The organism is Streptomyces rapamycinicus NRRL 5491, assembly GCF_024298965.1.
GTDB classification, from domain to species: domain Bacteria; phylum Actinomycetota; class Actinomycetes; order Streptomycetales; family Streptomycetaceae; genus Streptomyces; species Streptomyces rapamycinicus.
Map to the genome: position 1 here is coordinate 1,436,570 of NZ_CP085193.1, position 12,781 is coordinate 1,449,350.

At 73.3% G+C, this 12,781-nt stretch carries 13 protein-coding genes; 5 read left to right on the forward strand and 8 right to left on the reverse strand.

Annotated elements, in window-relative coordinates; all coding sequences use genetic code 11:
• Positions 1 to 28: 28 nt before the first annotated feature.
• On the reverse strand, positions 29 to 589 hold the full coding sequence (locus tag LIV37_RS05890) for a GNAT family N-acetyltransferase (protein WP_020866180.1): 561 nt from the start codon (positions 587 to 589) through the stop codon (positions 29 to 31).
• Positions 590 to 661: 72 nt separating this feature from the next.
• Between LIV37_RS05890 and LIV37_RS05895 the strand changes: the two genes are divergently transcribed.
• Positions 662 to 3,076 carry a tetratricopeptide repeat protein gene (locus LIV37_RS05895; protein ID WP_020866181.1) on the forward strand — a complete coding sequence of 805 codons (2,415 nt, stop codon included), beginning with the start codon at positions 662 to 664 and terminating at the stop codon, positions 3,074 to 3,076.
• 160 nt (positions 3,077 to 3,236) lie between these two features.
• On the opposite strand, the gene LIV37_RS05900 is transcribed toward LIV37_RS05895, so the two are convergent.
• The 6 genes from LIV37_RS05900 to LIV37_RS05925 all read right to left on the reverse strand — a co-directional run bounded on the left by LIV37_RS05900 (position 3,237) and on the right by LIV37_RS05925 (position 7,699).
• The gene (locus tag LIV37_RS05900; protein WP_020866182.1) at positions 3,237 to 3,566 is read right to left on the reverse strand and encodes a hypothetical protein; all 330 of its coding nucleotides are present in this window, start codon (positions 3,564 to 3,566) and stop codon (positions 3,237 to 3,239) included.
• Positions 3,567 to 3,673: 107 nt separating this feature from the next.
• Positions 3,674 to 4,243 carry a hypothetical protein gene (locus tag LIV37_RS05905; RefSeq protein ID WP_020866183.1) on the reverse strand — a complete coding sequence of 190 codons (570 nt, stop codon included), beginning with the start codon at positions 4,241 to 4,243 and terminating at the stop codon, positions 3,674 to 3,676.
• A gap of 154 nt (positions 4,244 to 4,397) precedes the next feature.
• The gene (locus LIV37_RS05910) at positions 4,398 to 4,724 is read right to left on the reverse strand and encodes an MmcQ/YjbR family DNA-binding protein (protein WP_121826216.1); all 327 of its coding nucleotides are present in this window, start codon (positions 4,722 to 4,724) and stop codon (positions 4,398 to 4,400) included.
• Positions 4,725 to 4,762: 38 nt separating this feature from the next.
• The gene (locus LIV37_RS05915) at positions 4,763 to 5,566 is read right to left on the reverse strand and encodes a GNAT family N-acetyltransferase (protein WP_020866185.1); all 804 of its coding nucleotides are present in this window, start codon (positions 5,564 to 5,566) and stop codon (positions 4,763 to 4,765) included.
• Between the two features lie 64 nt (positions 5,567 to 5,630).
• A complete protein-coding gene (locus tag LIV37_RS05920) occupies positions 5,631 to 6,566 on the reverse strand; it encodes a pseudouridine-5'-phosphate glycosidase (RefSeq protein ID WP_020866186.1) in 936 nt (311 codons plus the stop codon).
• Positions 6,563 to 7,699, reverse strand: coding sequence for a PfkB family carbohydrate kinase (locus LIV37_RS05925; protein WP_020866187.1), 1,137 nt, complete (start codon positions 7,697 to 7,699; stop codon positions 6,563 to 6,565). The genes LIV37_RS05920 and LIV37_RS05925 overlap by 4 nt, the downstream gene beginning before the upstream one ends.
• Positions 7,700 to 7,889: 190 nt before the next feature.
• Here LIV37_RS05925 and LIV37_RS05930 point away from each other — a divergent pair, with 190 nt between their 5' ends.
• The 3 genes from LIV37_RS05930 to LIV37_RS05940 all read left to right on the forward strand — a co-directional run bounded on the left by LIV37_RS05930 (position 7,890) and on the right by LIV37_RS05940 (position 10,555).
• On the forward strand, positions 7,890 to 8,807 hold the full coding sequence (locus LIV37_RS05930) for an ATP-grasp domain-containing protein (protein ID WP_020866188.1): 918 nt from the start codon (positions 7,890 to 7,892) through the stop codon (positions 8,805 to 8,807).
• Entirely contained in the window at positions 8,804 to 9,637 is an 834-nt protein-coding gene (locus LIV37_RS05935; RefSeq protein ID WP_020866189.1) for an ATP-grasp domain-containing protein, read from the forward strand. Before LIV37_RS05930 ends, LIV37_RS05935 begins: the two co-directional genes overlap by 4 nt.
• Before the next feature lie 162 nt (positions 9,638 to 9,799).
• The gene (locus tag LIV37_RS05940) at positions 9,800 to 10,555 is read left to right on the forward strand and encodes a thioesterase II family protein (protein WP_020866190.1); all 756 of its coding nucleotides are present in this window, start codon (positions 9,800 to 9,802) and stop codon (positions 10,553 to 10,555) included.
• Between the two features lie 23 nt (positions 10,556 to 10,578).
• Here the strand turns inward: LIV37_RS05940 and LIV37_RS05945 are convergent, their stop codons facing one another.
• The gene (locus tag LIV37_RS05945; protein WP_020866191.1) at positions 10,579 to 11,793 is read right to left on the reverse strand and encodes a DUF4032 domain-containing protein; all 1,215 of its coding nucleotides are present in this window, start codon (positions 11,791 to 11,793) and stop codon (positions 10,579 to 10,581) included.
• 174 nt (positions 11,794 to 11,967) lie between these two features.
• Here LIV37_RS05945 and LIV37_RS05950 point away from each other — a divergent pair, with 174 nt between their 5' ends.
• Entirely contained in the window at positions 11,968 to 12,756 is a 789-nt protein-coding gene (locus LIV37_RS05950) for an SDR family NAD(P)-dependent oxidoreductase (protein WP_020866192.1), read from the forward strand.
• The last annotated feature ends 25 nt before the right edge of the window (positions 12,757 to 12,781 follow it).

The following is a 12,781-nucleotide window of genomic DNA, read 5'->3' on the forward strand; positions in this document are numbered from 1 at the left end:
ACGGCCGAACACGAACGCTAGATGATGATCATTTCCATGAACCTCGGGATGCCCCGGAGGTCATGGGCACCTCGAAGTGGACGATGCCCTGACCGCCCCCGGGGGCCTCCCGCTCATCGCAGACGACCTTCGCCAGGGACCGCCAGAACGGCTCGGCGCCCGGCACCGCCGGATCGGTGTGCAGATAGACCGCGCGATAGCCGCCGTCCGCCGCGGCGAAGTCGAGCAGCGCACCCACCAGCCGCCGGGCCAGCCCGTGGCGCCGGCACTCGGGGCACACATAGACCCGGCGCAGCTGGGCGGTCTCGCCCGACGGGTAACGCGCGGCCAGCCACGGGGGGTTGGGCGGATGGGCCGGGCCCCGGGAGTCGAGCGCGGCGGTCGCCACGACCGCCCCGTCGCCGTCGTCCACCGCGACCAGCAGGGTGTGGCGCGCATTGTCCAGATACGCGGCGGCGGGATCGATGATGTCGGCGTGCCAGCGCGGCACATAGCCGGTTCCGAAGTCGCGGTAGACGGTGTCGAGCATCACACCGCGGGCGGCGTCGAGGTCGTCGGGGGTCGCGGTCCTGATGCGGTAGCTGGGCACCTGCGCATCGTACGCAATAAGTCCGTCCGCCGATCGTACTGGCAGACTGGATCCCGAGGGGAGGAGGGGCCGATGGGGCGGGCACGGCCGTCGATGCAGGAGCTGATCCAGCGGCGCAGGAACGCCGGATTCGTGGGCCGGCGCCGGGAAGTCGACGCGTTCAGGGATAATTTCGGGCTGTCGCCGGAGGACGCGCGGCATCGCTTCGTCTTCCATGTGCACGGCCACGCGGGCGTGGGCAAGACCTGGCTGACGCGCCGGATGGAGCAGACCGCCCGTCAGGAGTACGGCGCGCTGACCGCCCGCGTCGACGAGACGGCGAGTTCCGTACCCGAGGCGATGGCCGCCATCAGCGAGCAATTCGCCCGTCAGGGACGGGAGTTGACGTCCTTCGACCGGCGGCTCGCCACCTACCGGCAGCGCCGCCACGAGGCGGAGTCGGTACCGGCGGAGGGCGAGCGGCAGGGACCCAGCACCGGCAGTATGGCCGCCGCGCGGGCGGGTCTCGCGGGGCTCGGCCTGGTGCCGGGTGTCGGGGCGCTGGCGGGCGCCGTCGATCCGGTGCCGCTGGCCGCGGGCACCGACCGGCTGCGGGCGGCGCTCAGCTCGCGGTTCCGCGACCACAAGGACGTCCAGCTGGTGCTGGACCCGGTGGAGACGCTGTCCCCGCTGCTGGTCAGGGAGTTGTCGGAGGCCGCCGAGGCGGCACCGTGGCTGGTGCTGCTCTTCGACACCTATGAGCGCCTCGGCCCGCTGCTCGACCCCTGGCTGCGCACCCTGCTGACCAGCGAACGCCTCGGCACCTTCCCCGCCAACACCGTGCTGGTGCTGTCCGGGCAGACCCGGCTGGAACCCGGCTGCTGGGGCGATCTGGCCGATGTGGTCGCGGAGCTGCCGCTGGAGCCGTTCACCGACGCGGAGGCCCGGCAGCTGCTGACCGCCAAGGGGATCACCGAGGAGCCGGTGGTACGGGAGGTGCTGCGGCTCTCCGGCCGGCTGCCGGTCCTGGTGTCCACCCTCGCCGAGAACCCCGGGACCGGCGGAGACCTGGACGACCCCAGCGCCACCGCCGTCGAACGGTTCCTGAAGTGGGAGCGCGATCCGGTGCGCCGCTCCGCCGCCCTCGCGGGCGCGCTGCCCCGGCGGCTCAACGAGGACGTCTTCCGGGCGGCGGCGGACGACGAGGGGGCCGGGCTGTTCGGCTGGCTGCGGTCACTGCCGTTCATCGGCGACCGCGATGGCGCGGCCCGCTACCACGATGTGGTCCGCGCCCCCATGCTGCGGCTGCAGCGGACCACCTCGCCGCAGCGGTGGGCCGCGGCGCACACCCGGCTGGCGGAGACCTTCGCCGGGTGGCGGGAGGTGGCCGCCGGGGAGCTCGACCCGCACGACGGATGGCGGCTGGGCACCTGGAGCGGACCGCGTCTGGAGGAGTGGTACCACCTGCTGTGCGCACGGCCGTCGGCGGCGCTGCCCGGAGCGCTGCGGGACGGGATCGGCGCCTGCGACGCGGGCCCCGCGGTGGCCAGGCGCTGGGCGACCACCCTGGTCGAGGCGGGCGAGGACGCCGACTCGGACGCGGTGCGCGCCTGGGGGCGGCACCTGGTGGAGGCGCTGGCGGACGAACGGCGGCGCGGTATCGAGGCGATGGGGCTGCTGCTGGCCCGGGCCGGGCTGGACGCCGCCGCCCGGGTCGCGGCCCTCGTCGTACGGGGCTGGCACCGCCGGTCGGTCGAGGAGTTCGACGGGGCGCTGGGGGACTTCCACCGGGCGATCGAGCTGGACCCCGGGAATGTGCGCGCGCACTTCGGGCGTGCCGTGGTCCACCGGGCGACCGGGGAGTTCACCGCGGCGATGGACGCGCTGGACCGGGTGGACGCGCTGGAGCCGGGCTCGACCTGGGTCCAGCGGGAGCGCGGGGAGACCTGCCGCCGGGCGGGCCGGTACGAGGAGGCGCTGGCCCGGCTCGACCCGGTGATCGAGGCCGATCCGGCGGACCATGTGGCCCTGGGCAGCCGCGGCCAGACCAACATGGCGCTCGGCCGGATCCAGGAGGCCCTGGCGGACCTGGACCGGGCCATCGAGCTGAACTGCGACTACACCTGGGCACTGCTCCGGCGGGCCCGGGTCCGCAGCACCCTGGGGGACGCGGCGGGTGCGCTTGAGGACCTGGACCGGGTGGAGGCGCTGGAGCCGGGCATCCCGGGAGCGCTCGGCGAACGCGGCGACGTCCACCGCTTCGCGGGCCACTACGAGGAGGCCATCGCGGTGTACGACCGGGCGCTGGCCCTCGACCCCGGCTACGCCTGGGCCCTGGGGAGCCGCGCGATGGCCAACGAGGCCCTGGGCAGACGCGCGGACGCGCTGGCGGATCTGGAGCGTGCGGTGGCGCTGAATCCCGGCTACGCCTGGGCCGTGGCGCAGCGCGAGCGGTTGCTCTCGAGCGGGGATTCACCGGAGGGCGGACGGAACGACGGGCCGGTGTGACCTCCCGGTACCCGTGCTTCCCGCTCCCCTCCCCCGGTGGCCGGTCAACGGCCACGCGTCAACGGCCTTGTGGCACCGGCCTTGTGCAACTGGCCTTGTGCGACTGACCTCGTGTGACTGGCCTCGTGCGTCACCGGCCCTGCGCCACCGGCCCTGCGCGTCACCGGCCCTGTCGTGACGCGCGTCCGGCGAAGCAGGACGACACGGCCTGGCGTACGGCACGCAGCACGGCACGGCAGCGCGACAGGTAACGGGACGGGCGGGCCCGGCCGACGGGGCGCGGTGCGTCGGATGGAGCCGGTACGGTCGACGGAGCCGGTACGGCCCCCTCGGCGGATGTGTCCCGAACGGTGGCGGCCACCTGGGCGGGAGCGGCCGGATCCACCGCGGGCGGCGACGGATCGGCGGTGCCGGTCCGCGGGGTGACGGGGCGCCGGGTGGCTTCCGCGCGCAGCATCGCGCGCATGGCGGCATAGACATCGATGGGCATGCGGATACTCCTGCGGTCTCGGACGTCCTACGGCTGGGCGGGCAGGGCGTACCGCATCCGGGATCCGCGAGGGCGCGGAAACGGGATGACGGACGGCCCGGGCCCGGTCAGCAGCGCAGAACGACGGACCGCGAGGAGAGCCGGCCGGCCGGGACGTCGCCCCCGGCGCCGAACGCGCCTTCGCCCGGCGCCGGGTCCGCGGGGCGACCGCGGACCGCGCCGAGCACGAAGGGGCCGAGGGACGTCGAGAGGGACCGGTGGGCGCCGCACGAGGCCCCGTGAGCCGCCCGCCCGGGACGGTGCCGGGCCGGATGCCCGGCACCGTCCCGGGCGGAGAACACGGCCGGCGCCGAGGAGGCGGAGCGCTCGTCCTCGGCCTCCGGCGCCACCGGAACAGGGATGACGGGAGCGGGAGCGGGGGCGGACGCGGCGAGGGCCCGGGCCGAGACGGGAGCACCCGCGCCACCGGGCACGGACGTGGCCGGGGCCCGGTTCGGCACCCCGGCAGCCCCGGCCTTCCCGGTCGCGCACCGCTCCGGGCCGGTGGACGGCGAGGCGCGGACGACCCCAAGGGCCAGCACGGCGTGCAGCAGCGTGGCCGCCAGCAGCAGAAGGACGGCGGCCGCGCACGGGCCGCCGCACACCGCGGGGCGGTTCGTCCTGCCGCCGTGCACCATGCGGCCTCCCTCGCTGATCCCCCTCCAGGGAACCCCGCACAGCGGAAGACGGCACTCCGATTACCGGGAAAAGTCCAGACTTTCACCCGTGTCGGTTATCCGCTCGAACGCCCATAGCGCCACATTTCGAGGAGTGACCGGCCGCATGATGTGATCATTCGAGCAATGCGGCCGGTGCGGCCTGCCGCCAGGAGTCGAGCAGGATGTCCCGCAGTTCATCGAGGTCGTCCAGCGCGCCGAGCCGCACCCGCACCCAGGCCGAACTCGCCTCATGGGCGGCGACCCAGAACTTCTCCGGCTCCGCCAGCACCAGCTCCTCCCGCTCCACCTTGGGACATCTGACGGCCATCGAGGTCTCGTCCTCGGGCAGGGTGGCGAACATCTTCCCGGCGACCCTGAAGGTGGGCATCGACCAGGCGATCTTCTCTGTGGTCTCCGGCAGCGACAGGGCGATGGCACGGACATCATCGGAGGTCGTCATGGCCCGACCGTAGAACACCCCACCGACATGGCCCCTGGTCACGTCCACTCCGGCCCCGGCCGTCGGCACGCCCCGTACACGTACGGCGTGGTGGTGGTCAGGGGCACGAAGCCGAGCCGGCGCAGGATCGGGCGGCTCAGGCTGGACGCGTCCACCTGGAGATAGCGATAGCCGCGGTCGGCGGCGATCCGGGCCCGGAACGCGACCAGGGCGCGGTAGACGCCCCGGCCGCGCCACTCCGGCACGGTGCCCCCGCCCCAGAGCCCGGCGAACGGCACTCCCGGCGGCAGCTCCATCCGCGCCGCGCTGACCGGCCGGTCGCCGTCCATGGCAACCACCGCGACGACCGCGTCCGGCTCCTCGGCGAGCTGGGCGAGGAGCCGGTGCCGGAGCGCGGCGCCGTCGTCGCCGAACGCCCGCTGATGGACGTCCACCACCCGCTCCACCCCGGCCGCGTCGGCCACCGGGAGCAGCCGGACGCCCTGGGGCGGTTCGACGGCGGTGTCCAGGTCCGCCACGTGGGCGACCATCAGCGTCTCCTCGGGCTCGGGGACGAGTCCGGCGGCCCGGAGCCGCTCGCCGAGGTCACCGGGGCGGTCGTGCGCGTACAGCTTCCACTCGAACGCGCGGTCCACGCCCCCGAAGTGCCGTATCTGCGCGGCGATCGCCGCATCGGCGGTGGCGTCGTCCAGATCCGACCACAGAACGCCGTTCCAGTCGTCGCGGCCGCCGGTCTGCCGCACCACCGCGCCCACACGCTCGACCCGGACGCCGGGGCCGTCGGCCCGCGCACCCTGTCTCATCTCCCGGTCGTACAGCTCACGCACCACATCATGGTCCATGCGCCCACCCCAGCACCGGGGCCCTCCGGCGGCAATCGATTATCGGGCCCTCGAGGCCGGCGCGTCACGACCCGCCCTTCGCCCCGGCGGCGTAGTGGATCGCGATCCGTGCCCCGAGCCGCGCGTTGTTCTTGACCAGGGCGATATTGGTCCGCAGGCTCTCGCCCTCCGTCAACTCCACGATCCGGCCCAGCAGATACGGGGTCGCGTCCTTGCCGCCGATCCCCGCGTCCGTCATCTCGGCGAGGGCCCGCTCGATGATGCCGTCCATCCGGTCCGCGGGGATCTCCTCGGCCTCGGGAACCGGGTTGGCGATGCTCAGCCCCGCCGTCATGCCCAGCTCCCACTGGGCCCGCATGGTGGCGGCGATCTCCTCGGGCGAGTCGACGCGCAGCGGGGAGCGGAAGCCGCTCACCCGGGAGTAGAAGGCGGGGAAGTCGTCGGTGCCGTAGGTGAGCACCGGAACGCCCAGGGTCTCCAGCTTCTCCAGGGTCAGCCCGATGTCGAGGATGCTCTTGACCCCGGCGCTGATGACGGCCACCGGGGTGGTGGCGAGCTCGGTGAGGTCGGCGCTGATGTCGAAGGACCGCTCCGCTCCCCGGTGCACTCCGCCGATGCCACCGGTGACGAAGACCCGGATCCCGGCGAGCGCGGCGAGCCGCATGGTGGACGCCACGGTGGTCGCGCCATGGCCGCCGCGCGCGATGACATGGGCGAGGTCGCGCACGCTGACCTTGCCCACCTGGGGGCTGGTGGCGAGCAGTTCCAGATCGGCCCGGTCCAGACCGGCGCGCGGCCTGCCGTGGAGGACGGCGATGGTGGCGGGGACCGCGCCCTGGGCGCGGATGATCTCCTCGACCTCGGTGGCCATCTCGATGTTCTGCGGATACGGCATGCCGTGGCTGATGATCGTGGACTCCAGCGCGACCACGGGACGGCCGTCGAGCAGGGCCTCCGCGACCTCCTCGGTGAGGGTCAGCCGGGGGTGGGGGGTGGTCATGTGGTCCTCCGCAGCGGGGCGTCGAGCGCGTCCTCGATCAGACGCGGGGTCAGGTCGGGTCGTACGGTGGCGGGGGTGGCCACGGTCAGCGCGGCGGCGGCGTGGCCGTAGCGCGCGGCGTCCACCGGGTCGGCGCCGCCGAGCAGGGCGTGGGCGAACGCGCCGAGCATCGCGTCACCGGCCCCGGTGACGTCCCGCACCTCGGCCGGTGGCGCCTCCAGTGGCACCCGGCCCTCGTCGACGGTGCTCAGCAGGGAGCCGCGCGCACCGAGCCGCACCCACACATGCCGCACCCCGCGCTCGTGGAGGACGGCCACGGCCCGGAGCAGCCCCGGGTCGTCCGCGTCCGCGACCCCGTCGAGGTCCCGCCCGGCGAGCGCGCCCAGCTCCGCCACGTTCGGCGTGACGGCGAGGACCGGCCGCCCGGCGGCGAACAGCGGGGCCAGCAGCGCCGCCTTGGGGACGCTCACCGGGTCGATCAGCGTCTGGACACCGGCGGCGGAGGCGATGTCCAGGACGTAGGAGAGCACCCGCGTGGAGAGGTTCCCGTCCAGCACCAGCAGACCGGCGTTGCCGATGAGTTCCCGCGCGGTGTGGAGGTGCTCGGGGGCCAGCGCGTCGGTGGCGGCCATGTCGGCGATGGCCACGACCAGATCGCCGTCGGCGTCCAGCACCGCCGTATAGGTGCCGGTGGGATGCGGGCCGCGGTGCACATGTTCGATGCGCACCCCGGCGGCCTGGGTCTCGCTCAGCAGCCGCTCCCCCGCCGCGTCCTGCCCCACGGCGGCGATGAGATGGGTGGGGGTGCCCAGCCGGGCGAGGTTCTCGGCGATGTTGCGGGCCACCCCGCCTGGGCTGGTGTGGGACCGCCCCGGGTTGCTGGTGCGGTACGCCACGGGGGCGAGGCTGCGCACCTTGATGTCCACATTGGCCCCGCCGATGACCACCACCGCGTGCTCCTGGCGCAGGATGTAGCCGCGCCCCAGGATGGCGCCCTTCTTGCCCAGGTTGGACAGGTGCACATTGACCGCGGCCCGTGTGGTCCCGAGGGCGTCGGCGATGGACTGGGCGCCGGCCAGCGGGTCCCGCCGCAACAGCGCGAGTATCTCCCGCTCCCTGCGCGTCAGCGTCATGTTCAGCAGACTAAAGCAAACTTAGCCCGATAAACAGGCCCCATCAGGGGCCGGTGAACAGGCCACTGACGGCCATGGGTTGGCCCAGGAGATCGCAAAAGAACGGCGGATGACATCCTGAGGAGCCATGGCGCGCCGGACACTCTCGGCAGCGGCCCGGGAACCTGTCCGGTGACGAGGAAGAAGGCCGATGAGACTCTGCTTTCTGGTGGAGGAGCGCTATCGCCATGACGGCATGCCGCGTGAGGTGATCCGTCAGCTCTCCGCCTGGGGTCACCAGGTGGATGTGGTCCGGCCGGGCCGTTCACTGCTGCGGATGTCCGACGCGGTGCGGGCGGGCAGCCATGACGCCTGGGTGCTCAAGACGGTGTCCGGAGGTCCCGGGCTGATGCTGCTGGAGGCCGCGGCGGCGGTCGGGCTGACCACCGTCAACGACGCCCGCTCCATCCGCGGCGTACGGGACAAGGCCCTGGCGGCCGCCATCGGGCGCAGCCGTGGCCTGCCGATGCCGCCCACCTACGCGGCGGCCCGGCCCGAGGCGCTGGAGGAGATACCGGAGGCCGAGTTCCCGCTGGTGGTCAAGCCCGCGGACGGCAGCTCGGGACGGGCCGTGCGGCTGGTGCCGACCCCGGACCGGCTCAGGGCGCTGCGCGCCGAGCTGGCGGCGGAGGGCATGCTCATCGCCCAGCCGTACGTGCCGAACTCAGGGCTGGACCTCAAGGTGTACTGCGTAGGCGGGGAGTTGTACGCCACCGAGCGGGGGTCGCCGCTCGGCCCCGACGGGGGCGCACACGGCCGGCGGGTACCGCTGTCCGCCGAAGTGGCGGCCATCGCGGCCGAGGTCGGCGCGGTCTACGGCCTCGATCTGTACGGGGTGGATGTGCTGCTGGGCCCGGACGGGCCGGTGGTGGTCGATGTGAACGACTTCCCCAGCTTCAAGGAGGTGCCGGACGCGGCGGCCCGGGTGGGGCGCGCGGTACTGGAGTTGGCGCGCGGCGGCGGTGGCCGGTCCGGGCCCGGGCTCGTCGGCGCCCTCACCGGAGCCGAGCCGCCGGTACATGCTCCCGAGCCGGTCCCGGCCACCGCCGCGGTGAGTGGCGGCCGATGAGGATCGGCCTGATCACCGCCGACCCCGGCCATCAACTCCTCGCCGACGCCACGGCCCTGCTCACCCCTCGCCATGAGGTGGTGGCGCTGGACCCGCGTGACCACGACGGGACGGAGACGCGGGGTCCGGCCTCCGCCGGGGAGCTCGCCGATGTGTATCTGCTGAAGGCCCGGACACCGCCCGCGCTGGCACTCGCCCGGTCCCTGGAGCGGCGTGGCGCCCCGGTGGTGAACTCCGCCGCCGCCACCGCGCGGTGCCAGGACCGGACGGAGATGGCCGATCGGGCGCTCCGCGCCGGTCTGCCGTTCGCCCCCACCCGTACCGTGGCCTCGCTCGCCGGGCTGGCGGCGGAGCCGCCGCGTCGTCCCGCCGTCGTCAAGAGCCGTCACAGCCGCCGCCATGACCTGGTGGCCCGCGTGGACGACGCCGCGCGGCTGCGTGCCCTCACCGCCGACTGGGCGGATGAACCCGTGGTGGTGCAGGACTTCGTCCCGAACGACGGCTGGGACCACAAGCTGTGGGTGGTCGCGGGCCGGGTGTTCGCCGCGCTGCGCCGGTCGGAGCTGGCGGCCGGCGGCCGCGGTCCGAACCTGCCGCTGGCCCTGGACGCACTGCCACCGGGCTGGCTGGATCCGGTGCTCCGGGTCGGTTCGGTGTTCTCGCTGGACGTCTACGGCGTGGATCTGATCGACTCGGGCGGCGGCGCGCCACTGATCGTGGACATCAACGCCTTCCCCGGAATCCGCGGTCAGGCCGGGGCTCCCGAGGCGCTGGCGGCCCTGGCGCTGCGGACGGCCGAACGGGGCGGACTCACCGTCTCCCGCACATGACCGACACGAGGGAAATACTAGGGGACTCCCGGCCGAAATAGGGGTGGCCGCAGGTCGGATGGGACGGGCAGGGTGGTCTACTGGTCTGCGCGCGAATCCGAGGCGCGCGCGCGACAGCCACCCGACAGCCGCCGCAGAGCGAGCGGCGCGAAAGGACATCACGTGACCGCAAACCCCACCGGCACAAGCCTGTGGATCAGGCAGTTCCACCCCGCGCCGGCAGCGGCGACGCGACTCGTCTGCCTGCCCCACGCCGGAGGGTCCGCCTCCTACTACTTCCCCGTCTCCAAGGCCCTCTCGCCCACGGTCGACGTGCTCGCCGTGCAGTACCCGGGACGCCAGGACCGGCGCAACGAGAAGTGCATCGACAGCATCGCCGAACTGGCCGACGCTCTGGTGCCCGAGCTGCTGCCCTACACGGACAAGCCGGTGGCGCTTTTCGGCCACAGCATGGGCGCCACGCTGAGCTTCGAGGTCGCCCTGCGCCTGGAGCAGAAGGGCGTCATGCCGGTGGCGCTTTTCGCGTCGGGACGGCGCGCCCCGTCCTGCCACCGTGACGAGTCCGTCCACCTCCGCGACGACGACGGGCTGATCGCCGAGGTGAAGGGCCTGAGCGGCACCGACACCCAGCTCCTCGGCGACGACGAGATCCTCCGGATGGTGCTCCCCGCGATCCGCAGCGACTACAAGGCGGCCGAGACCTATCGCTACACCCCCGGCCCGCGGCTGGCGGCGCCCATCCACGCGCATGTGGGGGACGACGACCCCAAAGCGACCGTCGAAGAGGCCCGCGCCTGGGGCGAGCACACCACCGGTGGCTTCGACCTCCAGGTCTACTCCGGCGGCCACTTCTACCTCAACGACCAGGCGCCGCGGGTGATCGCGTCGATCCGGGACGTGCTGACCTCGAAGTCCTGAACGCCCGCCCGGCCACGGGGCGTTCAGCCGCCTGGTCGGTGGGCCAGGACGGTCCGTATGTAGTCCTCCACGGTGGTGTCCAGGCCCACGTCCCGGCCGGCCCGCTCGGACAACAGCCAGCGGTGTTCCAGCAGTTCGTAGTAGATCTGCGCGGTGTCGGTGGCACCGCGCAGCTCTTTCGGCACGGTCCGCACGGTGGGCCGGAAAACATCGCGGACCCACCGGTGGGCGAGCACCTCCGGGCGGGCGCCGAGCGGATCGCCGGGCGCGTAGTCGTCCTGGGTGGCCATCCAGGTCTCCAGGTCGTTCAGGAGGCTGCGGGCCTGGTTCTCCTCCGCGTCGAGCCCGGTAAGCCGCAGCAGCTGCCGCTGATGGTGGCCCGCGTCCACCACCTTGGGCACGAAGGTGACGGTGTCGCCGTCGGGCGAGCGCTCGATCTGCATCTCCGCCACGTCGAACCCGAGGTCGTTCAGGCGGCGGACGCGCTGGTCGATGGCGTGGCGCCGGTCGAGCGGATAGACCGACTGACGGGTCAGCTCATGCCACAGATCGCAGTAGCGGTCGACGATGGCCTGGCCGAAGAGCACCGGGTCGACCGAGGGGTGCAGGGAGCCGCTCGCCTCCAGGTCCATCAGCTCACCCGCGATGTTCACCCGCGCCACCTCGACGTCGTACTCCCGCTGTCCGCTGGTGAGCCTCGGCTGGATCTGCCCGGTCTCGGCGTCCACCAGATAGGCGGCGTACGCGCCCGCGTCGCGCCGGAAAAGGGTGTTGGACAGCGAGCAGTCGCCCCAGGCGAACCCGGCTAGATGCAACCGCACCAGCAGCACGGCGAGCGCGTCGAGCAGCCGTCTGATGGTGCTGGGCCGCATGGTCGTCTGGAACATCGACCGGTACGGCTGCGACCCCACCAGATGGCGGGTGATCAGCGCCGGTTCCAGCGGATCGCCGTGCCCGTCGGTGCGCCCGGTCACCACCGCGAGCGCGTCCACCGCGGGCACCGCGAGCCGGTCCAGATCGCGCAGCAGTCCGTACTCCCGCACCGCCGCCCACTCGCCGACCTCCTTGACCGCCACGATCTCGCCGCCCGCCTGCGCGAACCGGACGACATGGCGGGAGATGCCCCGGGGCAGCGAGACCAGGTGCTCCTCCGGCCACTCCGCCAGTGGGATGTTCCACGGCAGGTCGAGCAGGGACGCCGGATGCTCGGGCGATGTGGCGGTGATCTGCAGCTCCATGACGCCCCAGTGTGCGGTACGGAAGTGTCATCGGAGCCGGTCGTACGGCGGCCCGACGCACGATCAAATGGACAGAATCTGTCCGGATACATACGCTGAAGATCCAATCGGACAAGATCTGTCCCGCTCAGGGAGGCCGCCGCGGCAGACCGACACCTCGAAGGGAGCCCGTGCATGAGCCATCTCGCCGGCACCACCGCGGTGATCACAGGAGCCGACGAGGGCCTCGGCTACGCCATCGCGGACGCCTTCGCGGTGGCGGGCGCCGACTTGGTGCTGCTCGCCCATGACGGGGACAAGCTGGAGCGGGCCCGCCACACCCTGGCCGGACACGGCACCACCGTACGCGGACTCCGCGTGGACCTGGCCGACCCCGGCGCCGCCACCGCCGCCGCGCGTCAGGTGCTCGCGCTCACCGAGCGGGTGGACACCCTGGTCAACAACGCGGGCACGGCACACTTCAGCCCGCTCGCCCAGACCTCGGCCGACTCCTTCGACGCCATGCTGCACCACAATGTCCGGGTGCCCTTCCTGCTCGCCCAGGCGCTGCTGCCCGCGCTCATCGAGGGGCGTGGCAGCATCATCAACATCAGCAGCTACTGGGCCCACACGGCATCCGCCGGCCGGCCGTCCGCGGCCTACTCCGCCACGCGTGGCGCCATCAACGCGATGACCCGGGCGCTCGCCAATGAACTGGGCCCGTCCGGGGTCCGGGTGGTCGGCATCGCCCCCGGCGCCGTACCCGCCCCGGCGTGTGAACGGGACCGCCTCGTCGCGATGAGCGCCGGGGAGCCGTACGGAGCCGGTCACGCCCCGGACGGCCATCCGCCGGGTCGGGCCAGCGAGCCCCATGAAGTGGCCGCCGCCGCGGCCTTCCTCGCCTCCCCCCGGGCCGGGTGGACCACCGGCACCATCATGAACGTGGACGGCGCCGATGTGGACGGTGCCCTGGCCGTCCGCTGACGGCCGCGGCGGGATCCACGCCCCG

What these genes read in the sequence shown, in the direction of transcription:
- LIV37_RS05895 (WP_020866181.1), top strand. Translation starts at nt 662, where the DNA reads ATGGGGCGGGCACGGCCGTCGATGCAGGAGCTGATCCAGCGGCGCAGG.
- LIV37_RS05900 (WP_020866182.1), bottom strand. Translation starts at nt 3,566, where the DNA reads ATGCCCATCGATGTCTATGCCGCCATGCGCGCGATGCTGCGCGCGGAA.
- LIV37_RS05905 (WP_020866183.1), bottom strand. Translation starts at nt 4,243, where the DNA reads ATGGTGCACGGCGGCAGGACGAACCGCCCCGCGGTGTGCGGCGGCCCG.
- LIV37_RS05910 (WP_121826216.1), bottom strand. Translation starts at nt 4,724, where the DNA reads ATGACGACCTCCGATGATGTCCGTGCCATCGCCCTGTCGCTGCCGGAG.
- LIV37_RS05915 (WP_020866185.1), bottom strand. Translation starts at nt 5,566, where the DNA reads ATGGACCATGATGTGGTGCGTGAGCTGTACGACCGGGAGATGAGACAG.
- LIV37_RS05920 (WP_020866186.1), bottom strand. Translation starts at nt 6,566, where the DNA reads ATGACCACCCCCCACCCCCGGCTGACCCTCACCGAGGAGGTCGCGGAG.
- LIV37_RS05925 (WP_020866187.1), bottom strand. Translation starts at nt 7,699, where the DNA reads ATGACGCTGACGCGCAGGGAGCGGGAGATACTCGCGCTGTTGCGGCGG.
- LIV37_RS05930 (WP_020866188.1), top strand. Translation starts at nt 7,890, where the DNA reads ATGAGACTCTGCTTTCTGGTGGAGGAGCGCTATCGCCATGACGGCATG.
- LIV37_RS05935 (WP_020866189.1), top strand. Translation starts at nt 8,804, where the DNA reads ATGAGGATCGGCCTGATCACCGCCGACCCCGGCCATCAACTCCTCGCC.
- LIV37_RS05945 (WP_020866191.1), bottom strand. Translation starts at nt 11,793, where the DNA reads ATGGAGCTGCAGATCACCGCCACATCGCCCGAGCATCCGGCGTCCCTG.
- LIV37_RS05950 (WP_020866192.1), top strand. Translation starts at nt 11,968, where the DNA reads ATGAGCCATCTCGCCGGCACCACCGCGGTGATCACAGGAGCCGACGAG.